This is a genomic window from Bradyrhizobium sp. HKCCYLRH2015 (assembly GCF_051168215.1).
In the GTDB taxonomy this organism is placed as follows: Bacteria; Pseudomonadota; Alphaproteobacteria; order Rhizobiales; family Xanthobacteraceae; genus Bradyrhizobium.
The window spans coordinates 363,595-386,701 of sequence record NZ_JBNPUO010000003.1 but is presented as its reverse complement, the minus strand read 5'-3'; the positions used below and the strand labels follow the sequence as shown (position 1 = coordinate 386,701).

The 23,107-nt window shown below is 65.8% G+C and carries 25 protein-coding genes; 8 read left to right on the top strand and 17 right to left on the bottom strand.

From position 1 onward, the window contains the following. Positions 1–18: 18 nt before the first annotated feature. Positions 19–525 (bottom strand): MarR family winged helix-turn-helix transcriptional regulator, encoded by a 507-nt coding sequence (locus tag ACQR1H_RS09775; RefSeq protein WP_434907482.1) that lies wholly within the window; start codon positions 523–525, stop codon positions 19–21. Positions 526–721: 196 nt separating this feature from the next. Here ACQR1H_RS09775 and ACQR1H_RS09770 point away from each other — a divergent pair, with 196 nt between their 5' ends. Genes ACQR1H_RS09770 through ACQR1H_RS09760 form a run of 3 tightly spaced genes read left to right on the top strand, consistent with a single transcriptional unit; the run spans position 722 to position 4,257 of the window. Next, positions 722–1,762 carry a branched-chain amino acid ABC transporter permease gene (locus ACQR1H_RS09770; RefSeq protein ID WP_316238199.1) on the top strand — a complete coding sequence of 347 codons (1,041 nt, stop codon included), beginning with the start codon at positions 722–724 and terminating at the stop codon, positions 1,760–1,762. A 3-nt stretch (positions 1,763–1,765) separates the two neighbouring features. After that, positions 1,766–3,535: a branched-chain amino acid ABC transporter ATP-binding protein/permease gene (locus tag ACQR1H_RS09765; RefSeq protein WP_315805733.1), complete on the top strand. Its 1,770-nt coding sequence runs from the start codon at positions 1,766–1,768 to the stop codon at positions 3,533–3,535. After that, complete coding sequence (locus ACQR1H_RS09760) at positions 3,532–4,257, top strand: ABC transporter ATP-binding protein (protein WP_316216437.1); 726 nt, start codon at positions 3,532–3,534, stop codon at positions 4,255–4,257. The genes ACQR1H_RS09765 and ACQR1H_RS09760 overlap by 4 nt, the downstream gene beginning before the upstream one ends. A 29-nt stretch (positions 4,258–4,286) precedes the next feature. Here ACQR1H_RS09760 and ACQR1H_RS09755 read toward each other — a convergent pair whose 3' ends face one another. The 6 genes from ACQR1H_RS09755 to ACQR1H_RS09730 all read right to left on the bottom strand — a co-directional run bounded on the left by ACQR1H_RS09755 (position 4,287) and on the right by ACQR1H_RS09730 (position 10,678). Beyond that, positions 4,287–5,093: a shikimate dehydrogenase family protein gene (locus ACQR1H_RS09755; protein WP_315805731.1), complete on the bottom strand. Its 807-nt coding sequence runs from the start codon at positions 5,091–5,093 to the stop codon at positions 4,287–4,289. A 99-nt stretch (positions 5,094–5,192) separates the two neighbouring features. Continuing rightward, positions 5,193–6,338, bottom strand: a complete 1,146-nt coding sequence (locus tag ACQR1H_RS09750) for an ABC transporter substrate-binding protein (protein WP_315805730.1) — start codon at positions 6,336–6,338, stop codon at positions 5,193–5,195. A gap of 213 nt (positions 6,339–6,551) precedes the next feature. Beyond that, positions 6,552–6,971 (bottom strand): acyl-CoA thioesterase, encoded by a 420-nt coding sequence (locus ACQR1H_RS09745; RefSeq protein ID WP_316238200.1) that lies wholly within the window; start codon positions 6,969–6,971, stop codon positions 6,552–6,554. Between the two features lie 209 nt (positions 6,972–7,180). Next, entirely contained in the window at positions 7,181–7,945 is a 765-nt protein-coding gene (locus tag ACQR1H_RS09740; RefSeq protein ID WP_434846259.1) for an SDR family NAD(P)-dependent oxidoreductase, read from the bottom strand. 26 nt (positions 7,946–7,971) lie between these two features. Then, the gene (locus ACQR1H_RS09735; RefSeq protein WP_434907481.1) at positions 7,972–9,873 is read right to left on the bottom strand and encodes a feruloyl-CoA synthase; all 1,902 of its coding nucleotides are present in this window, start codon (positions 9,871–9,873) and stop codon (positions 7,972–7,974) included. A 1-nt stretch (position 9,874) separates the two neighbouring features. Beyond that, on the bottom strand, positions 9,875–10,678 hold the full coding sequence (locus ACQR1H_RS09730) for a crotonase/enoyl-CoA hydratase family protein (protein WP_315805726.1): 804 nt from the start codon (positions 10,676–10,678) through the stop codon (positions 9,875–9,877). A 929-nt stretch (positions 10,679–11,607) separates the two neighbouring features. Between ACQR1H_RS09730 and ACQR1H_RS09725 the strand changes: the two genes are divergently transcribed. Beyond that, positions 11,608–11,934 carry a hypothetical protein gene (locus ACQR1H_RS09725; protein WP_434873387.1) on the top strand — a complete coding sequence of 109 codons (327 nt, stop codon included), beginning with the start codon at positions 11,608–11,610 and terminating at the stop codon, positions 11,932–11,934. A 180-nt stretch (positions 11,935–12,114) separates the two neighbouring features. On the opposite strand, the gene ACQR1H_RS09720 is transcribed toward ACQR1H_RS09725, so the two are convergent. The 4 genes from ACQR1H_RS09720 to ACQR1H_RS09705 all read right to left on the bottom strand — a co-directional run bounded on the left by ACQR1H_RS09720 (position 12,115) and on the right by ACQR1H_RS09705 (position 15,701). Then, positions 12,115–12,594 carry a DUF3237 domain-containing protein gene (locus ACQR1H_RS09720; protein WP_434907480.1) on the bottom strand — a complete coding sequence of 160 codons (480 nt, stop codon included), beginning with the start codon at positions 12,592–12,594 and terminating at the stop codon, positions 12,115–12,117. After that, the gene (locus tag ACQR1H_RS09715; RefSeq protein ID WP_315805176.1) at positions 12,594–13,913 is read right to left on the bottom strand and encodes a TRAP transporter large permease; all 1,320 of its coding nucleotides are present in this window, start codon (positions 13,911–13,913) and stop codon (positions 12,594–12,596) included. Before ACQR1H_RS09715 ends, ACQR1H_RS09720 begins: the two co-directional genes overlap by 1 nt. A gap of 6 nt (positions 13,914–13,919) precedes the next feature. Beyond that, complete coding sequence (locus ACQR1H_RS09710) at positions 13,920–14,429, bottom strand: TRAP transporter small permease (RefSeq protein WP_434907479.1); 510 nt, start codon at positions 14,427–14,429, stop codon at positions 13,920–13,922. A gap of 252 nt (positions 14,430–14,681) precedes the next feature. Continuing rightward, positions 14,682–15,701 (bottom strand): TRAP transporter substrate-binding protein, encoded by a 1,020-nt coding sequence (locus tag ACQR1H_RS09705; RefSeq protein ID WP_316182874.1) that lies wholly within the window; start codon positions 15,699–15,701, stop codon positions 14,682–14,684. A 407-nt stretch (positions 15,702–16,108) separates the two neighbouring features. Between ACQR1H_RS09705 and ACQR1H_RS09700 the strand changes: the two genes are divergently transcribed. Continuing rightward, entirely contained in the window at positions 16,109–16,522 is a 414-nt protein-coding gene (locus tag ACQR1H_RS09700) for a PaaI family thioesterase (protein ID WP_434883632.1), read from the top strand. A gap of 5 nt (positions 16,523–16,527) precedes the next feature. On the opposite strand, the gene ACQR1H_RS09695 is transcribed toward ACQR1H_RS09700, so the two are convergent. After that, the gene (locus ACQR1H_RS09695) at positions 16,528–17,412 is read right to left on the bottom strand and encodes a LysR family transcriptional regulator (RefSeq protein ID WP_434907478.1); all 885 of its coding nucleotides are present in this window, start codon (positions 17,410–17,412) and stop codon (positions 16,528–16,530) included. A 120-nt stretch (positions 17,413–17,532) separates the two neighbouring features. On the opposite strand from ACQR1H_RS09695, the gene ACQR1H_RS09690 reads away from it, so the two are divergent. Beyond that, complete coding sequence (locus tag ACQR1H_RS09690) at positions 17,533–18,156, top strand: pyridoxamine 5'-phosphate oxidase family protein (RefSeq protein ID WP_434907477.1); 624 nt, start codon at positions 17,533–17,535, stop codon at positions 18,154–18,156. 190 nt (positions 18,157–18,346) lie between these two features. On the opposite strand, the gene ACQR1H_RS09685 is transcribed toward ACQR1H_RS09690, so the two are convergent. Further along, positions 18,347–19,075 carry a glutathione S-transferase family protein gene (locus tag ACQR1H_RS09685; protein WP_434907476.1) on the bottom strand — a complete coding sequence of 243 codons (729 nt, stop codon included), beginning with the start codon at positions 19,073–19,075 and terminating at the stop codon, positions 18,347–18,349. 219 nt (positions 19,076–19,294) lie between these two features. Here ACQR1H_RS09685 and ACQR1H_RS09680 point away from each other — a divergent pair, with 219 nt between their 5' ends. Both ACQR1H_RS09680 and ACQR1H_RS09675 read left to right on the top strand, forming a co-directional pair. After that, on the top strand, positions 19,295–19,993 hold the full coding sequence (locus ACQR1H_RS09680) for a helix-turn-helix transcriptional regulator (protein WP_315713748.1): 699 nt from the start codon (positions 19,295–19,297) through the stop codon (positions 19,991–19,993). Next, positions 19,986–20,306, top strand: a complete 321-nt coding sequence (locus tag ACQR1H_RS09675) for a YkgJ family cysteine cluster protein (protein WP_316238207.1) — start codon at positions 19,986–19,988, stop codon at positions 20,304–20,306. Before ACQR1H_RS09680 ends, ACQR1H_RS09675 begins: the two co-directional genes overlap by 8 nt. A 24-nt stretch (positions 20,307–20,330) precedes the next feature. Here the strand turns inward: ACQR1H_RS09675 and ACQR1H_RS09670 are convergent, their stop codons facing one another. The 4 genes from ACQR1H_RS09670 to ACQR1H_RS09655 all read right to left on the bottom strand — a co-directional run bounded on the left by ACQR1H_RS09670 (position 20,331) and on the right by ACQR1H_RS09655 (position 23,101). Beyond that, positions 20,331–20,723: a hypothetical protein gene (locus ACQR1H_RS09670; RefSeq protein ID WP_315805267.1), complete on the bottom strand. Its 393-nt coding sequence runs from the start codon at positions 20,721–20,723 to the stop codon at positions 20,331–20,333. Between the two features lie 139 nt (positions 20,724–20,862). Continuing rightward, positions 20,863–21,213 (bottom strand): DUF3307 domain-containing protein, encoded by a 351-nt coding sequence (locus ACQR1H_RS09665; protein WP_315805268.1) that lies wholly within the window; start codon positions 21,211–21,213, stop codon positions 20,863–20,865. A gap of 317 nt (positions 21,214–21,530) precedes the next feature. Next, positions 21,531–22,412 carry a DUF6537 domain-containing protein gene (locus ACQR1H_RS09660; RefSeq protein WP_315805184.1) on the bottom strand — a complete coding sequence of 294 codons (882 nt, stop codon included), beginning with the start codon at positions 22,410–22,412 and terminating at the stop codon, positions 21,531–21,533. Between the two features lie 20 nt (positions 22,413–22,432). After that, the gene (locus ACQR1H_RS09655; protein ID WP_315713745.1) at positions 22,433–23,101 is read right to left on the bottom strand and encodes a Crp/Fnr family transcriptional regulator; all 669 of its coding nucleotides are present in this window, start codon (positions 23,099–23,101) and stop codon (positions 22,433–22,435) included. Between the last annotated feature and the right edge of the window lie 6 nt (positions 23,102–23,107).

Genomic DNA, 23,107 nt, shown 5'->3' with positions numbered 1-23,107 from the left:
GGGGCGCGCCTGCGTCCTTCAGAACTCCTCCGCGATCTTGGTGAGCATCGCCAGTAGCGCGTCGCGCCCATCCGGGCCCAGCAGCTCGTTGAGCCGCGCCTCGTGCTTCGACACCACCAGCTTCTTGGCGCGGGCCAGCACGGCGCGGCCCTTCTCGGTCAGCATCAGGATGTGCGAGCGCCGGTCGTTGGCCGAACGCACTCGCGCACACAGGTCGCGGCTCTCGAGGCTGTCCAGCAGGGACACGAAGTTCGGCCGCAGGATGCCCAGGGTGTTGGCGATCTCGGTCTGGTTCCGGCCCGGATTGGCGTCGAGCAGCAGCAGCACCGAGAACTGGGCCGGCGTCAGTTGCAGCGGCGCGACGCAGCGCAGGAAGTCCTCGAACACCTTCAACTGCGCCCGTTTCAGCACATAGCCAAGCAGATCCGACAGCTCGCCGAGCAGGACCGCTTGCGTCTCATCGGCCGCTACGGCAGCTTCCTTGCGGCTTTCCCTCTTGCTGACGGGCTTGGCGCTATCGGCCATCACGGTCCGCCAAATTCATCGCATTTGCTTCCATCCCTGGTCTCGAACGCCGCAGCCGGAACAGCGGCCTTGAGATTATAATCGATAATTGTTATCCACTATATCAAACACGGGCAGCCCAATTCAACTGCCCCGACCTGCGGACGGCGCATGGCGTCGCCCGCATCCGGTCACCACAGAGGGGGAGCGTCCGGTCTTGAACACAACGATCCTGCTGTTCCTGTTGCAGGACGGCATTACCAATGGCGCGATCTACGCGCTGCTCGGGCTGGCGCTCGTGCTGGTGTTTGCCGTCACCCGGGTGATCCTGATCCCGCAGGGCGAATTCGTCACCTACGGCGCCCTCACCTATGCCTCGCTCGCTGCCGGCCAAATGCCGGGCACGGCGAAGCTCGCCGTCGTGATCGGGCTCGCGGCCTTCGCCTTCGACCTTTACGCCATGCGCAAGACGCTGCACGCGCCGAAGATCGTGCGCACCTTCGGCCTCAACGTGGTCCTCCCGGTGGCCATTCTGCTCGCCAGCATGTGGGCGGCGAACCAGCGCATGCCCGCCGGCGTCAGCCTGGTGCTGTCGCTGCTGATCGTGGCCAGCATCGGCCTGTCGCTCTACCGCATCGTGTTCCAGCCGCTCGCGCACACCTCGGTGCTGGTGCTGCTGATCGCCTCGGTCGGCGTTCACTTGGCGCTGCAGGGCCTCGGCCTGCTGTTCTTCGGCGCCGAAGGCCAGCGTGGCCCGACGCTGCTGAATGCCAGCGCGACGCTCGGCTCGCTGCGCTTTACCGGACAGGGCATGGCGGTCTACGGCATCACCATCGCCTTCATCGTCGGCCTCTGGCTGTTCTTCGGCCTGACCCTCTACGGCAAGGCGCTGCGCGCCACCGCCGTCAACCGGCTCGGCGCCCGCCTCGTCGGCATCCGCACCACGCTGTCCGGCCAGATCGCCTTCCTGCTGGCCTCCAGCATCGGCGCGCTCTCGGGCATCCTGATCGTCCCGATCACGACGCTCTATTACGACACCGGCTTCCTGATCGGCCTCAAAGGCTTCATCGCCGCGATCATCGGCGGCCTGATCAGCTATCCCCTGACCGCCGTCGCCGCGCTCGTCGTCGGCATCGTCGAGGCGTTCTCCTCGTTCTACGCCTCGAACTTCAAGGAAGTGATCGTCTTCACGCTGCTGATCCCGGTCCTGCTGCTGCGTTCGCTCGCCGCGCCCGCGGTCGAAGAAGAGAAGGATTGAGCCGTGCGCGAGCGTTGGCCTCTCATCGTCTTTGCCGTCATCGTTGCGGCGATCCCGTTCATTCCGGGCATGCCGCCGTTCTGGATCGTGCTGCTCGACAATATCGGCCTGTCCGCGCTGGTCGCGATGGGCCTGGTGCTGTTGACCGGCGTCGGCGGCCTCACCTCGTTCGGCCAGGCCGCCTTCGTCGGCTTCGGCGCCTACACGACCGCGGTGCTCTCGGCGCAGTATGGCATCTCGCCCTGGCTGACCTTGCCACTGTCGCTGCTGGTCTCCGGCCTCGCCGCGGTGCTGCTCGGCCTCGTCACGGTCAGACTGTCCGGCCACTATCTGCCGCTCGGCACGCTCGCCTGGGGTCTCGGCCTGTACTACCTGTTCAGCAAGCTCGCCTTCCTCGGCCGCAATGACGGCATCTCCGGCATCCCGCCGCTGTCGATCGGCAGCCTCAAGATGCTCGATCCCGGCACGATCTATTTCGCGATCTGGGCCGCCGTTCTGATCTCTGCGCTGCTGACGATGAACCTGCTGGACTCCCGCACCGGTCGCGCCATTCGCGCCCTGCGCCGCGGCCACATCGCGGCGGAAGCGTTCGGCGTCTACGCACCCCGCGCCAAGCTGCTGGTGTTCATCTATGCCGCCGTGCTCGCCGGCCTCTCGGGCTGGCTCTATGCGCACTTCACCCGCGCCGTGAACCCGACGCCGTTCGGCGCCCAGGCCGGCATCGAATATCTGTTCGTCGCCGTCGTCGGCGGCGCCGGCTATGTCTGGGGCGGCGTGCTGGGTGCTGCGATCGTCGTTGTGCTGAAGGAGGTCCTGCAAAGCTACCTCCCGCTGCTGCTGCATGGCGAGGGCCAGCTCGAGACCATCGTGTTCGGCATCCTGCTCGTGACGCTCCTCCAGCTCGCTCCGACCGGCCTGTGGCCGTGGCTGACGGCGCGCCTGCCGTTCAAGCCGCTGGCGAAGAAGCCGGACACCACAATCAAGCTGCCGGCCCGCGAGCGGTCCGCGACGACGCCCAACGTCCTGCTGCAGGTCGACAACGCGCGAAAGCAGTTCGGCGGCGTGGTTGCGGTCAACAACGTCTCCTTCGACGTCCAGGCCCGCGAGATCGTCGCGCTGATCGGCCCGAACGGCGCCGGCAAGAGCACGACCTTCAACCTGATCACCGGCGTGCTGCCGCCGACCTCCGGCAACATCTCGGTGCTCGGCAAGGCCGTCGGCAACGCCCCGCCGCAGGACGTCGTCAAGCTCGGCATTTCCCGCACCTTCCAGCACGTCAAGCTGGTGCCGGACATGACGGTGCTGGAGAACGTCGCGATCGGCGCCCATCTGCGCGGCCATTCCAATGCGCTCACCAGCATGTTCCGGCTCGACCGCGCCGACGAGGCCAAGCTGCTCGCGGAAGCCGCGCGCCAGATCGATCGCGTCGGGCTCGGCGACCAGATGCACCAGCTTGCTGGCTCGTTGTCTCTCGGCCAGCAGCGCATCGTCGAGATCGCCCGCGCGCTGTGCGTCGATCCGATGCTGCTCTTGCTCGACGAGCCGGCCGCGGGATTGCGCCACATGGAGAAGCAGCGCCTCGGCGCGCTGCTGCGCGACCTCCGCGCCGGCGGCATGTCGGTGCTGCTGGTCGAACACGACATGGGATTTGTCATGGATCTCGCCGACCGCATCGTGGTGCTCGATTTCGGCACCAAGATCGCCGAGGGCACACCAGCCGCGATCAAGACCAATCCCGAGGTGATCAAGGCATATCTCGGAGCCGCTGCATGAGCACCTTGCTGGAAGTCGCCGACGTCCACGTCTCCTACGGCAAGGTCGAGGCTGTCAGATCGGTCTCGCTGACCGTCGCCGAGAACGAGATCGTCACCATCATCGGCGCCAACGGCGCCGGCAAGACTACGCTGCTCAGCGCCATCATGGGCGTGTTTCCGCTGAAGGGCCGCGTCTCCTTCCTGGGCGAGGACCTGGCACGCTATGAGATCGAGGACCGCGTCGCGCGTGGACTGTGCCTGGTGCCGGAGCATCGCGAGCTGTTCGCCACCATGAACGTCGAGGACAATCTGCAGCTCGGCGCGTTCCGCATGAGCAAGGCGCACGCCGCGCGCGGCTTCGAGCACGTCTACACGCTGTTTCCGAAGCTCAAGGAGCGGCGCAAGCAGCTTGCCGGCACGCTCTCCGGCGGCGAGCAGCAGATGCTGGCGATGGGCCGGGCGCTGATGGGCGCGCCGAAGATGCTGATGCTGGACGAGCCCAGCCTCGGTCTGGCGCCGATCATCGTCGCCGGCATCTTCGAGATCGTCGCCAGGCTGCGCCAGGAAGGCGTCTCGGTGCTGCTGGTCGAGCAGAACGCCAAGGCCGCGCTCAAGGTCGCCGACCGCGCCTATGTCATGGAGCTCGGCGAGTTCGTGCTCAACGGCAAGGCCAGCGAGATCGCCACCGATGAGCGCGTGGCGGCGAGCTATCTCGGCTTTGCCGAGGCGGCTGCGAGCTGAGCCTGATGTCGATGGGGTGAGGCGCTGCTTCAGGAGGGCGCCTCCTTCGACAGCAGGAAATCGACCATCACGCGCTCCAGCGCCCGGTACATGTCGGTGCCGGTCGCCGTCAGGCAGCCGCGCTGGCGCGCAGCGGCGATGAACGGCGACACCTCCGGCCGGGTGATCACGCAGCCGCAATAGGCCGACGGGCTGACGGTCGCCATGTCGACCGGCAAGGGATCGCCGGGCTGCATGCCCGCCGGCGTCGCATTCGCGACCAGGTCGAAGCCGCTGGCATCGGTGCCGCCGACAACGGCGCGGCCTTTGCCCCGCTCGTTGAGGCGCGCGATCAGCACATCGCGGCGTCCGGGATCGCTGTCGTGAATGGCAAGCTCGCGCACGCCGGCATCGATCAGCGCCAGCGCAATCGCCGAACCCGCTCCGCCCGCGCCGATCTGCAACGCCCGGCAGCCTGCGGGATCGAAGTCCTTGGCTTTCGCCGCGCCGACGAAGCCGAGGCCATCGACCATGTCACCGTGCCACCCGCCGCTTTCACCACGCCGCATCAAGTTGACGGCGCCGATGAACTGCGCACGCTCGGTGGCGGTCGCGCAGGCGCGGTAGCAGGCGAACTTGTGCGGGATCGTCGCGACGATGCCGTCGAGATTCCTGACCCGAGTCATTGCCGCCAGGAAGTCCGCGAGATCGCCTGGCGCGACCTGGACCGGGACGAGGATCGCATCGCTGCCCTGCTCGGCAAACGCCTGGCTCACGCCGGCCGGCGCACGCACCTGTGCGATCGGATCGCCGATGATGATGTGGAGCCTTGTGGCGCCGGTGGGGGCTGGGATCATGGCGGGCCTCTCGGAAAACTACAAAGATCCTCGTCCAAATGGCCGAAAGGCCGGCTCACGGAGCCGGCCTTTCTCAATCAGAAGCTATGGTCTCGCGGCTCACTTCGCCGGGACGTACTTCCCGTCCTTCACGGTCAGGATGATGCGGGAGCGGTCGTCGAGGCCCGAGCGATCCTTTTCGGTGAAGTTGTAGACGCCCTGCGAGGCCGCCATGTCCTTCTCGGTCATCAGCGCCTGGCGGATGGCTTCGCGGAACTCCGGCGTGCCGGGCTTGGCGGTCTTCAGCGCCACCGGGATGACGCGCTTGAGGATCTCGAACGCATCGAAGGAGTGACCGGCGAACTGGCTGCGGCTGTTCGGGCCATACTTGGCTTCATAGGCCTTGTTCAGCTCGAGGCCGGGCTTCTTGGTCAGCGCGCTGTCGTCCTGCGTCTCCGGCGACATCACCGGGCCGGAGGCCATGATCACGCCCTCCGCCGCCTTGCCGGCGATGCGGATGAAGTCCATGCTCGCGGCGCCGTGGGTCTGATAGATCAGGCCGGTGTAGCCGCGCTCGCGCAGCTCGGTCTGCGGCAGCGCCGCCGCGGTGCCGGAGGCGCCGACCAGGATCGCGTCCGGATTGGCGGCGACCAGCTTCAGCACCTGGCCGGTGACCGACGTATCGGGGCGCGCGAACCGCTCCTCGTCGGCAATCGTGATGCCCATCGGCACCGCCTGGTTCTTCAGATCGTTGAACCAGAGATCGCCGTAGGAGTCGGAGTAGCCGATGTAGCCGACGGTCTTGATGTTGTGCGCCTTCATGTGCTCGTACAGCACCTTGCCCATGATCGGCACCGGCTGCGGCATCACCACCGACCATTTCATCCGCTCAGGCGTGACCGGGAACGGCGCCAGGCCGAAATGCGGAATGCCGGCCTCGTTGGCGACGTTGGACACCGCGATGGTCGGCGGCGTCAGCGCCGAGCCCATGATGATGTCGGCTTTCGACTCCGTCACGAAGCGGCGCGCATTCGTCGTCGCCGTGGTCGGATCGCCGCCATCGTCGAGCACGATCACCTTGAGCGGCACGCCGCCGATCTCCTTCGGCACGAACTCGAGCGCATTGCGCTCGGGGATGCCGAGCGCCGCGCCCGGCCCCGTCGTGGTCGTGGTGATGCCGATGGTGATCTCGCTGGTCTGCGCCAGCGCAGGAGCAGCTGCGAGCATCGCGATGACGCCAGCCGCCGCCAGATAGGCCTTCCTCATAAAATCCTCCCTTGATCTTTTCGGTTCAGCTCGTGATCCGCCGATCCTGTTTGCAGTCCCGCCCCTTGTCCGGGGCGCCTTCCAACATGGCCGGCCGATATGTGTCCAAACGTGATCATAGCATTGAACACGAGAAGATCACGCCTCACCAGTCGACCAAAGCATGACAGCTGAACATCCTTAAGACGGTCGCATGTCGCACCCATTCCAGCCTCATCCACCGAGAAACTTGGCGCGCATCTCCTCGGGAAACGGCGCCGACTTCAGCTTGTCCGGGTCGGCCGGATCGCGCCCGACCAGCACCCGCGTCTCGAATCCCTCGATCGCCAGCGCCTCGCCCTTGAACACCTTATGGGTGACGTCGAAGGACGAGCGCTTGATGCTCTCGATCCGGCTCTCGATCGTGATCCAGTCGCCATAGGTCGATGGGATGTAGAACTTGGCGCGGGTGTCGACCATGGGGATGCCGACCAGGCCGTAGCGACGGACGATGTCCTGCTTGGAGAACCCGGCCGCCTCGAACATGACGGAGGTCGCATCGTCGAACATCGCGAAGTAGCGCGGGTAGTAGACGATGTTGGCGGGATCGCAGTCGCCCCACTGGATCTGCACGTCGCGGCGGTGGATGAACATTGGTTTGGCCTCGCTATCAGCCGTGTAGACGGTGCGCTCCCTCTCCCCGTTCTTTACGGGGAGAGGGCTGGGGTGAGGGGCAGCCACGCGCACCAGACTCGCGGAGAGCCCCCTCACCCGGATTGCATCTGGCGATGCAATCCGGCCTCTCCCCGCGCGCGGGGAGAGGCTGGCAGCGAGCCTCTGGCGAGTAGCTCGGCGCATCAATCCTACTTCGGCGCCATGCGCAGCGAGCCGTCGAGGCGGACGACTTCGCCGTTGAGATAGGCGTTCTCGACCATGTGCAGCGCCAGCGCGGCGAACTCGTCGGCATGACCCAGACGGCGGGGGAACGGGATCGCGGCGGCGAGCGAGTCCTGGGCCTCCTGCGGCAGGTTGGCGAGCAGCGGCGTCAGGAACAGGCCGGGCGCAATGGTCAGCACGCGGATGCCGAACTGCGCGAGCTCGCGCGCGATCGGCAGGGTCATGCCGACGATGCCGCCCTTGGAAGCCGAATAGGCCGACTGTCCGATCTGGCCGTCATAGGCGGCGACCGACGCGGTGTTGATGACGACGCCACGCTCGCCGGTCGCCTGCGGCTCCAGCTTGGTCATGCCGTTGGTGACCAGGCGCAGCATGTTGAACGAGCCGATCAAGTTGACCTTGATGACCTTCTCGAAATCGGCCAGCGGCATCGGGCCGTCGCGGCCGACGACGCGCTTGGCGACGCCGATGCCGGCGCAGTTCACCAGCACGCGCGGCTGCTGGCCGAGCGCCTTGACCGCCTCGGCGACGCCGGCTTCAGCGCCGGCGGCGTCGGACACGTCGCACACCACCGAAACACCTTTGATCTCAGCGGCAACCTCCGCCGCCAGCTTGGCGTTCAAATCGAACACCGCGACCTTGGCCCCCTGCGACGCGAGCTTGCGGGCGGTGGCGGCCCCGAGGCCGGAGGCGCCGCCGGTGACGATGGCGGCCTGATCCTTCAACAACATTGTCGTTTCTCCCTTGGATGCGTCGATCAGCCGGCGATGATGATGTCGCCGTCCGGCGTCGCGGCGTAGATGCGTTCGATCAGGTCCTTGCGGTTCTCCAGCACGGCGCGCTGGTTGATCGATCCCTTGTCGGTGACCTCGCCCTTGTCGATCGACAGCGGCTCGCCGAGCAGCACGGCGCGCGTGATCCGCGTCGACGAGCCGGTCGCGGTGCCCTGGAACTTGGCGAAGCGCTCGCGGAACGCCTGGACGATGAGCGGATCCGCCGCCGTCGCGGCGAGATCGTCCATCGGCAGGGTCGCATTGATGAGCCGGCAGCCGTCGAGATCGAGCACGACGATGGCCGCGATCTCGTCGCGGTTGATGCCTGCGATGATGACGTCGCGCGCCAGCGGCGCGCAGGCGGCGATGAAGCGCGCCCTGAGAGGACCGACCGAGACCCAGGTGCCCGACGCCAGCTTGAAGTCCTCGGCAACACGGCCGTCGAAATCGAAGCCGGCATTGAAGTCGTCGGGATCGACGGGCTTCAGCGCGTCGCCCATCTTGTAGTAGCCTTCGTCATCGAAGGCCGCGGCCGAGACCTCCGGCAGGCGCCAATAGCCCGGCGTCACGTTCGGCCCCTTGGCGCGCACTTCCATCTTGCCGTTGTTGGGAACGAGCTTGGCCTCGTTGCCGGAGACCGGCAGGCCGACATGGCCGGAGCGGCTGGTACGCGGATTGACCGACATGAAGAACGGTGCGGTCTCGGTGGAGCCGAGGCCCGTCAGCATCGGCACGCGAGTGCCCGTCTCGGCCACCGAGAGCTCGTCGAGCTCGTTCCAGACATGCGGCGCCAGTGCGGCGCCGGAGAAGAACATCGCGTGCAGCCGCTGGAAGAAGGACTTCCGCAGCGCCGGGTCCTCGCGGAAATAGGGCAGCAGCGACTCATAGCCCTTGGGGACGTTGAAATAGACCGTCGGCGAGATCTCGCGCAGGTTTCGCACGGTCTCCTCGATGCCGCCAGGCACCGGCTTGCCCTGGTCGAGATACATCGAGCCGCCGTTGAACAAGGTCAGGCCGATATTGTGGTTGCCGCCGAAGGTGTGATTCCAGGGCAGCCAGTCGATGATGACGGGCGGCTCGTCCTTGAGGAAGGCGAGCGTCTCGCGGATCATCACCTGGTTGGCGCAGATCATGCGCTGGGTATTGATCACGGCCTTCGGATTGCCGGTCGAGCCAGAGGTGAGCAGGAATTTCGCGATCGTGTCCGGACCGATCTTGTCGTTGATAGCATCGAGGCCTGCAAACAGCGGCGACGCGATGAGATCGGCGAGCATCGTGACCTTGCGGCCCGGCACCGAGCCGAACGAGGCCACGATCTCGGTGCCGTCGGGCACGTTCGCGACGAGCGCGTCGGCGAACTTGTCGGCGTCGTCGACGAAGACGAGGCCCGGCGTCAGCAGCTTCATCAGATAAGCGAGCTTGCCGTAGTCGCGCGACACCAGCGAGTAGGCCGGCGACACCGGGCAGAAGGGCACGCCGGCATAGAGCGAGCCGAACGCGACCAGGGCATGATCGATCGAATTGCCCGACAGGATCATCACCGGGCGGTCCGGCGAGAGTCCGCGGGCGAGCAGCCCCGAGGCGATGTGCCGGCTCGCCGCCAGCAGTGTGGCATAGGTCAGCTCGCGCCAGCCCTCGGGCCCGACGCGCTCGGCCATGAACACGCGCTCTGGTGTGGCTTTGGCGAAGTGATGCAGCCGGTCCGTGATCCGCTGCGGATAGTCGCCGAGCGGCTGCTTCGGACGGAGATAGATGGTGCCGTCGTCGCGGCGATCGACGGTGACCGCGGGATCGTTGAACGAGATCGCGCGCAACGGATGAACACTGGCGGTGCGCGCCGTGTCGTCCGTTCCTCCCTGTGTGCTTCTTATTGTTTGTGTGGTCATGTCACGTCGGCTTCACTTTGGCGGTCTTGTGATCGAGGAAGGCGCGGATGCGACTCTTGGCCTCCTTGTCGCTCTGCGCGACGGTGGCCATCAGCGATTCCATCAGCAGGCCGGTCTGCGGATTGGCCTCCGCGATCATCGGCAGCGCCTGCAGCACCGCGAAATTCGTCAGCGGCGCGTTACCCGCGATCTTGGCGGCCAACTCCATGGCCTTGGTCATCGAGGCACCGGCCTCGACCAGATATTGGGCGAAGCCGTAGGACGAGCCTTCGGTCGCGGAATAGACGCGACCGGTCAGCATCATGTCCATCATGCGGGCGACGCCGATCAGGCGCGGCAGCCGCACCGAGCCACCGCCTCCGACGAAGATGCCGCGCTGGCCTTCGGGCAGCGCGAAGTAAGCCGACGGCTCGGCGACACGGATATGCGCGGCGCAGGCGAGCTCGAGACCGCCACCGATGACGGCCCCCTTCAGTGCGGCGATCACCGGCACGCGGCAATACTGGATGCGGTCGAACACGCGATGCCACATCTGCGAGTGCACCAGGCCCTCGGTCGCGTCGCGCTCGCGCAATTCGGAGAGATCGAGGCCGGAGGAGAAATTGTCGCCGAGGCCGTGGATCACGACGCAGCGGACGTCGTCGGGCAGGCTGGTGAAGCGCTCGCCGATGGCGAGGATGATGCCGTCATTCAGCGCGTTGCGCTTGGCCGGGCGGTTGAGCCCGATCGTCAGGACGGCGCCCTGCTGTTCGATCTGCAGCAGAGACGGATCGCCCGCTGGCGTGGCGGTGTCGGCGTTTCCCATCGCTTGATTGTGTCCTGTTCAGAATAGTTATGTTTTATAACGATCTTCGCGGGAGTCAATAAGCGACGCCCGACATCATGTTGTGCGATGCAAAACAACAAGCCGCGGGGGGGGGGGCGCGGCCAGACGCAGCATGGTAAGGCCCGCCTGCGCGCAAAGGCAAATGACATGATCCGGCATTCCCGCGGCGAAATCACGCCCGGGGCTTTGCTGATCGTGTTCACCCTCCGGTGCGGAGGGCGCAGGGAAGGCCAGGCGTCGGCTGACGCCTGCGGCCCGCCTGCGAAAAGAATGCAGGCGGCAGGTACCACAGGTGCAGCCGAGAAACGCCCGGCCTTCCCTGCGCGATGGTTTTCACGCTTATACGCAGTCTCCCTGGTGCACCGGCTTGTTGGCCACCATGATCCGCGCGGCGCGTTGGCGCCGTCGCGAACGTAACACCGGCAACGGGGTGTCAGGACGCTGCGACTTCACGTCCGCGTCACATCGTTCGTCCGCGCGCCCGAAGACACGCTGCGACATGATCGCGGCCACCGCTCCCCGCCCCGCGTGTCGTGACGATCGCGCGCAACGCCCCTCGGCTTGGGACGGGATGGCGCGATATGATCATAACTTCTGGAAAAACGCAAGATATTTTTGTTTTGCAAAAATCAAGGATCGGAGGCAACGGCGCCTCACCGCTCTCCGCTGTCGTCCCTGCGAACGCAGGGACCCATAACCACCGGCCCTCGTGAGATGAGGACTGCCAGTTATGCCCAACCGACAGATTCCGCGGTATGGGTCCCTGCGTTCGCAGGGACGACACCGCTGTTGCGGCGGGCAGCGTGGCCGACAGCAAAGTGAACGGCCGACAACATCGCATTCAGGGTGCCTTCAAAGCGCGCGCTGTAGAACCTCTACCGTCACCACACTTCCCAATGGAGGGGACCATGGTTTCGCTGAAGACATCTCTTGCTGGCGGCGTTGCCGCGCTCGCCGTGACCGCCACCCTGCTCGCCGGCGCGGCGCCGGCTCAGGCCCATGACGGCCGCAACGCGGCGCTCATCGGTGGTCTCCTGGTCGGCGCTCTCGTCGGCGGCGCGCTGGCGTCGGAAGCGCAAGCCTATGAGCCCGCGCCGGTCTACCGGTCGCACTATCGCGACGCGGCGTATGACGGCTACGGCTACGAGCGCTACCGTTACGTGCCGGCCCAGCGCTATCGCAATTGCGACCACGGCGGCTATGGCCGGGCGGCGGATTGGGACGACGAGGACTAGTCTCAACGAGAGACCAACTGCCATTATTTTGGCTCCGTCATGCCCGGGCTTGTCCCGGGCATCCACGTCTTCCCCAGCAGGCTAGCGACGTGGACGGCCGGGACAAGCCCGGCCATAAGCAGCACGTCGGCCACGTCGTCGCTGCGCTCGCAATGACGGAGTTGGGGCAGGCCGTGCGGCCTAGAGCACCACGTGCACGTCGATGATGACGCGGTCCGCGTGCCTCGCGGCGGAGCCGACGAAGACGTGCTCCATCAGCCAGCGATATTTCTCGTGGCCGGTCTCGAAGCGCGGATGGGTGCGGAAGTAGATCAGCTTGGGGTCCACGGGCTCGCCGCGCTTGAGCTTCTGCAACAGGTCGACCGGTCCGAAGCGGATGCCGCGGTTCTCGACGTAGATCGTCGCGCCGTCGTCGGTCTCGAAGCCATATTTGGCTTCGAGGTCGATCAGCTCGTTCGGACGGATGATCTGGAAGTCGGCGCCGAAATTGCAGAGCCTGCCCCTGATGCCCTCACCGGCGCGGCCGGGGCCCTTCACCTCGCCGCCATGGATCGGGATGATCCGGCGCACGCCGATGCCGGTCTCGCCGGCACTGGTGACGTCGCCGATCATCACGGCGAGGGTGAAGACGTAGCGGGTCTCGAGGATCGGGGTCGTCATCAGCGGGCCATCATCTGTTGCGGCAGCCAGGTGGCCAGCAGCGGGAAGGCGATCAGGATCACCAGGCGGATCAGGTCGGTGACCACGAAGGGCAGCACGCCCTTGAAGATCGTCGAGAACGACACGTCCTTCACCACGCTCTTGATGACGAAGACGTTCATGCCGACCGGCGGATGGATCAGGCCGAGCTCGACGGTCATCACGATGATGACGCCGAACCAGATCGGATCGAAGCCGAGATGGGAGATGACCGGGAAGATGATCGGCACGGTCAGGATGATCATCGCCATCGCATCCATCAGGCAGCCGAGCACGAGATACATCACCATGATCAGCGCCAGCACCCCGTAGGGGCCGAGGCCGAGGCCGGTGAGGAACTCCGTCACCTTCTGCGGCGTCTGCGTCACCGTCAGGAAGTAGCCGAAGATCAGCGCGCCGATCAGCACGGTGAACACCGCGGCCGCGGTGCGCGTGGCCTGCAGCAGCGAAGCCAGGATCTTGTCCTTGTCGAGCCGGCCGGTGAACACGCCGATCAGGAATGCGCCGGTGGCGCCGACGCCGCCGGCTTCCGTCGGCGTGAAGCGCGGCAGGAACGGCAGACCATAGAGACCGCCGATCACGAACAGGAACAGCAGCACCGGCGCCCAGATGCCTTTCAGGCCCGCGATGCGCTCGCGCCACGGCGGCGCCTCGCCCTTCGGGAGAAAATCCGGCCTGACACGGCCGATCACCGTGATGGTGATCATGTACATGGTCATCGCCAACAGGCCGGGGATGATGCCGGCGATGAACAGCTTGCCGATGTCCTGCTCGGTGATGATGCCGTAGACGGCGAGCACGGTCGACGGCGGCAGCATCGCGCCGAGCGTGCCGCCCGCGGCGATGACGCCGGTGGCGAAGGACTGCGGATAGCCGAAGCGGCGCATCTCGGGATAGGCCACCGCCGAGAACGTCGCGGCAGTCGCCACGGACGAGCCGCAGATCGCAGCGAAGCCGCCGCAGGCGGCGACGGTGGCGATGCCGAGCCCGCCGCGCAGATGGCCGACGAAGCCGTTGGCGGCGCGGAACAGCTCGCGGCTCATGCCGGAGTTGGACACGAACGTTCCCATCAGCAGGAACATCGGGATCACGCCGAACGTGTAGTCCGTGACCGTGCGCATCGAGGTCTGGCCGACCAGCTTCAACGCCGCCGTGCCGTTGACGAGATAGGCGAAGCCGGACACGCCGACGAGTCCCATCGCCATGCCGACGGGCACGCGCAGCAGCATCAGCGCAAACAGCGCAACGAAGCCGATGACGGCAACCGCATCCGTACTCATGCGGCACTACTCCGTGGGCTTGACGTGAGGGTCATGAATCTCCTCGGGGTGGAAGATCAGGCGATAGGTCCGGATGGCGATCAGGAGCACCGCCGAAACGTCGCCGATCCAGGCGATTGCGAAGAACGGCCAGGTCGGCATGTGCAGATCGAAGGTGAGGACGTTGTCCTCATAGGTGCCGCGCACCTTGTCGAACAGGGTCCAGGTCTGCATCGTGACGACGAACAGCAGCACCAGCGTTGCGAAGATGTCGATCCAGCGCTGATACCGCGGGCCGACATTGCCCCAGATCAGATCCACGGTGATGTGTGTGCCGCGATAGGATGTCGCAGCGATGCCCCAGAAGATCAGGATGCCGAGCAGCATGCGCCCGATGTCGAAGGAATCGGGGATCGAATAGTTCAGCGTGTTGCGGAGCAGCACCGACAGGAAGATGTCGAGCGCGACGATGCCGACGAAGAACGCGGCGATCCATTCGATCGCATCGATGATCCGGTCCATGTAGGCGCGCTGCATGGCGTCCCCGTTTGAAATCTGGTCGTAGGCTTGAAGATTGGAGCGCGCGCTGCCGCGCAGCAGGCGGTGGGCCCCCTCGCCCCGCCAGGGCGAAGCGAAGCTTCGCTAAGGCGGGGAGAGGGTTGGGGTGAGGGGGTACAGGTCTAACGGCTCGCACCACCCGTGCGGCTGCCCCTCACCCCGACCCTCTCTCCGTCAGAACGGGGAGAGGGAGCGCACCGTCTGCTGCGCAACAGCGCGATGTAAAGAGCGCTACTGCGCCAGCGCGTTGTACTTGGCGAGCGAGGCCTTCAGCTCGGTCATGGCGGCCTCGGCGTCGACGCCGGTCTTCTTGACGCCGTCGGCCCAGGTCTTGAACAGCGGCTCGGAGGCCTTCTTCCACAAAGCGGTCTGCTCCGGCGTCAGCTTGTAGACCTCCTGGCCGGACTCGGCCTTGATCTTGTCGACGCCGGCGTCCTCGAACTTGCCCCAGGGCTCGCCGACCTTGCCGGCGGTCTCCGTGTTGCAATTGTCGTCGATCGCCTTCTTCTGCATCGCCGACATCTGGTTGTACTTGTCCTTGTTCATGACGAACACGAAGGTCGTCACGTAGAACGGCGCGTCCATGTGGTACTTCGTGACCTTGTCGACTCCGAACAGCACCAGCGAGCCCGCCGGAAAGGTGACGCCGTCAGCGACACCGCGCTCGATGATGTCGCGCACTTCCGGCGCCGACGACTGCACATTGGTGCCGCCGAGCAGGGTGACGAAATTGGCGATCGTCGCATCCGCCGGGCGGATCTTCATGCCCTTGACGTCCTCGGGCACGACGACCTTCTTGGTGCGGGTGTGGAAAGCCGAGGGCGTGTGGACGAAGGCGAGGCAATACTTGACGTCCTTCATCTCCTTCTCGGCATATTTGCGGTACCACGCGTCCAGACCTTCCGAGCCGCCCTTGGCGTCGGAGACCAGGAACGGCAGCTCGCCTGCACCGATGATCGGGAAACGGCCGGGCTGATAGCCGGGATTGACGTAAGTGACATCGGCGATGCCGTCGCGCGCCATGTCGTAATGGTCGAAGGCTTTGCCGAGCTGCTGCGCCGGGAACACCTTGCCCTTGATGGTGCCGCCCGAGGCCTTTTCGACCGACGCGGCCCAATCCTCCAGCGCCTTCTGCAGCGGATGGCTGGCGGGCACCCAGTGCGAGATCTTCAGCTCGAACGTCTTGTCCTGCGCGAGCGCGGGGGTGGTCACACCGGCAGCCAGCGCCAACGCCAGAAGCGTCTTCCTCATCGGGATCCTCTCCTTCCATCATGGGCCTTCGAGGGCCCTTTGCTTCATTGTTATAGCATATAACCATCATTGCAAGCGTGACGGCAGACCTGCCGTCGCGGCACGCGCGAGCCTGCCCCTATCGCGCCAGCCAGCGCAAGTCTGGCAGACGAAAGTTGCAGCCGCGCGACCAATTCATTAACACGTTAAGCATCTTGAGTGCACCCGAAATTGCACGGCTGCGTCGGCACACCGCGAGATTGCCACGAGGGGTCGAGCGGCCCTGCGACATCGTGCGCCATCTCCGCCGGCGTCGGCGCGCACCGTTTCAAACATCGGCGCAAAACACGTTTGAAACTTTGTAGGCGGTGCAAAACGCGCGGAGACGTCGTTGACTGCGGACATCGCCAGCAACGATCGAGACACGCGTGAGCAGCATTCCCGCCGGCTTCGAGCCGCATTTCCGCAAGAGCCCGTTCACCGATCCCTGGGAGCCGCTCTACGCCAAGAGAACCGACAAGGCCGTCATCCTCGGCCTGCGGCTCGCCGTGCCGCACACCAATTCGCGCGGGCTGATCCATGGCGGCCTGATCGCATCGCTGGCCGACAATGCGATGGGCTACAGCTGCGCCCAGGCGCTGGGCTGGGAGGCGTCGCTGGTGACGATCAACCTCGCAGTCGACTACATCGGCAGCGCCGGGATCGGGCAGTGGCTCAGCGTCGAGAGCGACGTCATCAAGAGCGGACGCACCGTCTGCTTCGTGCAGAGCCTGGTGCTGGCCGACGACGCCGTGATCGCGCGGGCGAACGCGACGTTTCGCGTGGTGCCGAAGAAGGAGTGACGTCGTCAGCCGAAGCGCCAGTCGCAGGTCGTCGCGACCAAGTCGATGAAGGCGCGGACCTTGGCTGATAGGAGCCGGGAGCTCGGGAAAACGATGTGGATGGGAAGTGGCGGCGGCTCGTATTTCGCCAGCACCCGCTTGAGGCGGCCGCCACGCAGCGCGTCGGCGGCCTGATAGGCCATCACCCGTGTCACGCCGCCGCCCGCCTCGGCATATTGGATCGCGGCGTCGGCATTGTTGGTAACGAGCCGCGGGCTGACCGCAATCCGCAGTTCCCTGCCCTCCTTGACGAAGCGCCATTCGTCGGCCGGGCCGAATTGGATGGTCTGGTGCTTCGCCAGCGCATCGGGTGTCCGCGGCTCGCCTTGGCCTTTGAAGTAGGCGGGAGCCCCGACCACGATCCGGCGCATGCTGCCGACCTGGCGGGCCACGAGCGACGAATCGCCGAGATGGCCGATCCGAACGGCGCAGTCGACGCCGTCCTCCACCAGATTGATCTGGCGGTCCTCGAGGCGCAGCTCGGCCGCGACCTCGGCATAGCGGCTCAGATAGGCGGCCATGACCGGACCGACATGGAGCCGGCCGAAGCCGACCGGCGCCGAGACCACCAACCGCCCCACCGGCTGCAGGCGCTCGCTCTCCGCGGCGCGCTCGGCCTCCGCCAGATCAGCCAGAATGCGGCTCGCGCGTTCGAGATAGCGTCGTCCGGAATCGGTCAGGGTCACCGAGCGCGTCGTCCGCTGCAGCAGGCGGACGCCAAGATGCGCTTCGAGCGCGGCGACCAACCGGGTGACCGCCGATGGCGACAGCTTGAGCCGGCGCGCTGCCGGTGCGAAGCCGTTCAGCTCGGCGACGGTCACGAACGCCTGCATGGCATCGATGCGGTCCATCAGATTATTGCAGCATCTGCAACGATCCAATGTCAACTGGTCAGATTATTTCCCTGGGGGATTGGGACCATATTGCCTTCACGGCGGCAGTCACGGCCGCAGCGACAAGGAGTCATTGCGATGACCCAGCCAACCATCCAGGCACCCGGCGACGTCATGTTCTCACCCGCCGTCAAGGCGATCCAGGCCCGCAAGGGGTCGCGCGAGAGCTACGCGCATGTGGAGCAGAGCCGCGGCTTTCGCCACGAGGTCGACGCCGATCTCGCCGGCCGCCTCGCCGAGGCCACGAGCTTCTATCTCGCGACCGCCTCGGCCGACGGCCAGCCCTATATCCAGCATCGCGGCGGACCGAAGGGCTTTCTCAAGGTGCTCGACAGCCACACGCTGGCGTTCGCCGACTTCAGCGGCAACCGGCAGTACATCACCCAGGGCAATCTGTCGGAGAACCCGCACGCCTACATCTTCATCATGGACTACGCGCATCGCCGCCGGGTGAAGATCTGGGGGACGGCGCGGGTGGTCGAGGATGATGCCGCGCTGACGGCCTCGCTGATTCCGAGAGGCTACAAGGCGCGGCCCGAGCAGGTCATGCTGTTCACGATCAGCGCCTGGGACACCAACTGCCCGCAGCACATCCCGCAGAAGTTCGACGCGGCCGACGTCGCGGAAGCGCTGGCCGTGCGCGATGCGCGCATCGCGGAGCTGGAGGCGGAGGTGACGCGGTTGAAGGGCGAGGCCCTCTGACGAAGTCCTCTGCCTTCAGCACTGTGGACCTGTGCTTGGTCGTCATTCCGGGGCAAATCGTTCGTGCGCGGTAGTGCACGGGCGATTGAACCCGGAATCTCGACATGAGTAGAGCGCAAAACAATCTCGAGATTCCGGGTTCAAGGCCTGCGGCCTTGCCCCCGGAATGACGTGGGTGGGGCTTAAGAACTCAGGCGGCCTCGGCCGCCCTGCCCCAATCGAACTCGGGATAGTACTGCGCCATCATGCGCTCGGCATAGGCGACGAGATTGCCGAAGCTTTCGGTCCTGCGGCGGAGCTCGGAGTCGAAGAACGGCGTGAGAATGCCGGCGATGACGGCGAACGCGGTCGCGTCGGTGCCGCATGGACGATCATCCATCAGATAAGGCCGGTCGCCGAGCTGCACCGACAGCGCGCGCAGCGAGCGCGCGGCGAGATCGACGTCCTCGTCCGGCGCGTGCCGGCCGAGCCCGGAGATCAGATAGTTCTCGGCGACACGAAACTGCGCGTCCTCGCGCAGCTTCTCGCGCTTGTCGGCCGGCACGCCGTCGAAGAAATGCGCCGGCCCCTTGGCGAAGTTGACCGGATCGACCCAGCGCGCCCCGACCAGCGCGAAATACAGATGATGCTCGATCATGCGCTCGAACCCCCAGGCCTGCGCCCGCGCGCGCACGTCGAGTCCGGAATCGAAGTCGAAGCCGTATTTGCGCTCGATGTGGGCACGGATGAAGGTCGAATCGGCAATCAGCTCGCCGCCATCGTCGATGAAGGGCAGTTGCCCCTTCGGCGACGCCGGCGGCATCGCCCGCTGCTTCCGATAGTCGAGGCCCGCCATCTTCAATTGCACCTCCGTCTTGGTGACGAAGGGGCTGATCTCCGGCAGGCCGAAGCCCGCGCCCAAACCGAACAATGTGATCATGACAGCACTCCCGACTTCCTGAGCAGACGCCGGACGCTACGAACGTGCTGCTGCCACCATGGTGTCAGCAGCGGCAGTAGCGTGGTGGCCAGGCCAAGGCCATAAAACATCATCATCGACATCACCCCTTCAATCTCGTTGTTGGCCCGGTATAAGGACAGGCTGCTGCCAGCATCCTGTCAGCATCGGCGGGGGTGCTCGCCGCTCGCAGGACACACCATGAGACGCGCCGACCGGCTGTTCCAGATCATCCAGGTGCTGAGACGCACGCGCCGCCCATTGACGGCGGATGCGATCGCGGCCGAGCTCGAGACCTCGAAGCGCACGATCTATCGCGACATCGCCACCCTGATCGGGCAGCGCGTGCCGATCCGCGGCGAGGCCGGCATGGGCTACATCCTGGAGAAGGGTTTCGATCTGCCGCCCTTGATGCTGACGCCGGACGAGATCGAGGCGGCGGTGCTTGGCGCGCAATGGGTCGCGGTCAACGCCGACCCGGTGCTGGCGCGCGCGGCGGAAGACCTGATGGCCAAGATCGCCGACACCGTGCCGGAGCGCTTAAGGCCATTCGTACTGGAGCCGGCGAGCCGCGCGCCGCGGCCGTGGATGCGCGAGCCGGACCGCATCGACATGTCACGCACGCGTTCGCAGATCCACGAGGGACGCAAGATCCGCTTACGCTATCGCGACGAGCAGGGCCGCGACAGCGAGCGCGTGATCTGGCCGATCGCGATCGGCTATCATGACGCGGTGCGCATCCTCGCCGCCTGGTGCGAGCTGCGTCGCGACTTCCGCAGCTTCAGGACCGACCGTGTCGTCGAGGCGGATTATCTCGACGACAAATATCCTGAAAGGCGCGAAGCGCTGCGCGCCAAATGGCGGCGCAGCCTGGTGTGGGAGGTTCCCAAGGATGTCTGAACTGATGTCTGGCGAGACTGACAGCAGCCCCTGTCAGAGCTGCGGCGCGTGCTGCGCCTATTCGTCGAACTGGCCGCGCTTCACGATCGAGGAGGATGAAGCCCTCGACCTGATCCCGGCCGAGCTGGTCAACGAACGGCTGTCGGGCATGCGCTGCGACGGCGACCGCTGCTGCGCGCTCGATGGCGAGATCGCGCGCGCCGTCGCGTGCCGGATCTACGCGATCCGCCCTGAGGTGTGCCGCATCTGCATGCCGGGTGACGCCGAATGCGCGATGGCCCGGCGCAAGTTCGGGCTGCCGGTGCTCGCCTGAGCCAAAGGCCAGGAAGACGGGGAGTCAGGCCGTGACCGGCTCGGGGCTGTCGTCGAGATCGTCCTCGAACGGCTTCATCACCGAGAGCGGCTTGGTCGACAGCGAGATCGGCTTGCGGCTCGAGGTCGCGCTGGCCGGACCCGCCCGACCGCCGCGGGACTGCGCATACAGCGCCGATCCGACCCGGCCGCCGAACTGCGACAGGTCCTGCTCGCTGCAGGTGGATGCAATCGCAAGCGCCAGCGGGTGAAGATGCGTGCGCCTGTAACAGAACAGCGCCAGCATGGCCCTCACATCGGCGGAGACGCTCTCGACCAGCGCGGGCAGCCCGTTGGCGTCGGCACGGTAGAGCTCGCCGAGAAGCTCGTCGCCGACCGGGCACGAATCGCTGTCGAACGCATCGCGACTTTGAAGCATCTGTTTGATTGCCATGGCGCGACGATGCGGCGCGAATCGCTAACGTCCGGTTAACCAAACCGAACGGTCGTCCCACCCCCGGCTTGACACGGGGCTGCCGCCGTCGGCGCAGCTTCGCCGCGACGCACCGCGACCGGACTCAGCCGTTCGCGGCCATGAAGATCGAGAGCCCGAATCCGGTGAGGTGATGCAGCGCCTGGTCGACGCCGATCAGGGTCCAGAACCATCGGTGCTCGGTGTTCATGCCGAACCGCGACGAGCAGATGCCCTTGATGCGATCGATGGTGATGTGAATGGCGAAGTCGATCACGGCGACGAACCAGAATCTCGGCGCGACGATCAGGATCAGGACCATGGCGACGGCGAGATGGATCAGGCAGTGCACCAACAGCGGCAGCGCCCAGCCCTTCCGCTGGTCCTTGCCATAGGCCATCCAGGCGTTCTGCAGAACGAAGTCGCCAATGATGTGCTTGAAGGTCAGCAGCAGCATCCAGCCGACCAGCGCACCAACCGGAACCTGCGACGACAAAGAAGGAAAAGACAAAGCTGACGCTCTCGCTACGACTAACCCTTGGAACCAACCCTGGGAACCAACCCTTGGACGCACGGGGAACTGGAGGCGTTCAGCGCAATCTGATGAGAATACCCGGCCAATTCGACGCGTATGCGACGCTTATGACATCTCCGGTAGCGAATTGCACGCGAAAGGGAACCTCAAATCGCGCCCTGCTACCCTTCCCGGCAATTCCGCGGGGGGTAAGGTTACCCGCCACCGTGCATCTGCGAACCGGCCGCAGTCGCGGCGTTTCATTCCGCGGCGTCGGTCTTCGGTGCTGACAGCGCCCTCGCCCGGATCTGCGCGATGGCCCGCTTCAGCGCGCCCTGTCCCGGCTCTGCCAGCGCAACGGCGCGCGCCTCGGCGATGGCGGAGGCGAGATCCGAGATCGGCAGCACGCCATCGAAGGTGGGCTTGGCCAGGCCATCGATGATGGCATGCCAATCGGCGAGACCCTGCCGGTAGCCGTCGCCCTGCCCCTGGATCATGGTCGCCGTGCCGATCACGGCGGACGCCGCCGCAGGCTGCTTGTCCAGCGCGCGCGCGATCATGTGCAGCCACCGTTCGGCCCAGGCGCGCTCCTCGCCATAGCGCACCGACTGCAGCCGCCAGCGCCGCAGGCCGGCCATCAGCTTGAGACGGCGAATGGCGAGCGGCGATCGAACCGAGAAGCGGACCTTGACCCGGCGCCGGCCCAGCCAGCCGACCTGCTCGAAGGCTGCCAGCAACGATTCCGCCACGGCCTGCGGCAGCGCACCGATCAGTTCGTCGAGGCGAAACCGCCGCACGTCATCGCTCTCGCGTCCCCCCGGGCGCTGCCCCATGTCGAGGCTGATCAATCTGAGCTGGGCGATCCGGATCGGATCCTCGTAGGCCATGCGGGCGGCCAGCAGCTGCGCGATCTGAGACAGCATGCCGGCATCGACGTTCGATCTGCGCACGAATCGCTTGATGCGATCGACGTAGAGCTGCGCATAGCTCGCACCCTGATACTCCATCAGCAGATGGATGCCATCGCTCACCGTCGGCACGGCGGCGTCAGGCAGGCCCTGAGGCAGAAAAGGCGGCTCGCCATCGTCGTCGCCGATGACGTCGGCGAACAGATATCGCAGCGAGGACCGGACGCTTTCCACTGGGCTTCAGGCTCCCCGGATCACGCCGGCTTGGCGACGGGCGCCGGCGCGGTGGTCTGTTGCGCCAGCCGCCGCTCGAGCGTTTCGATGTTCTGGAACAGCCGGGCGCTGGCGAGGCGCAGGAAGTAGAAGGCGAAGGCGGGGTTCTGGACGTAGAGCTGCTCGACCTGGTCGTAGGACACCGACAGGATCAGCCCGCCCTCGACGCATTCCAGCGTCTGCGTGCGCGTATTGGACGGGGAAATCATGCCGAACTCGCCGACGATCGCGCCCACCGGCAGCTCGATGCCGGATTCGACCAGGCGGAAGCGGCCGCTGACGATGTAGTACATGCTGTCGGCCTTCTCGTCCTTGTAGAACAGCACCTCGCCGGGACCGCATTTGCGCTCGGTCATGAACGGCTTCAGCCATTCCATGGAGAGGTCGCTGTTGACCGACTGCTTCACGTCGCGGACCAGTTGCAGCATCTGGTGGAGCCGGTAACTGTTGAGCGGCAGCAGCACCCCGTGCAGGATCAGGACCGGATAGTTGTGCATCGGCACCGCGGTCGCGATCAGGACGATGTTGGTGAGGATGGCGAAAACCCGCAGCGGAATCATGGTCCGCATCGACAGCGTGGCGACCACGAAGATCGAGGCGAAGAGGCTGCCGGCGGCGCCCGCATGTTCGACCAGGTGTGAGGTATCCATTGGGAT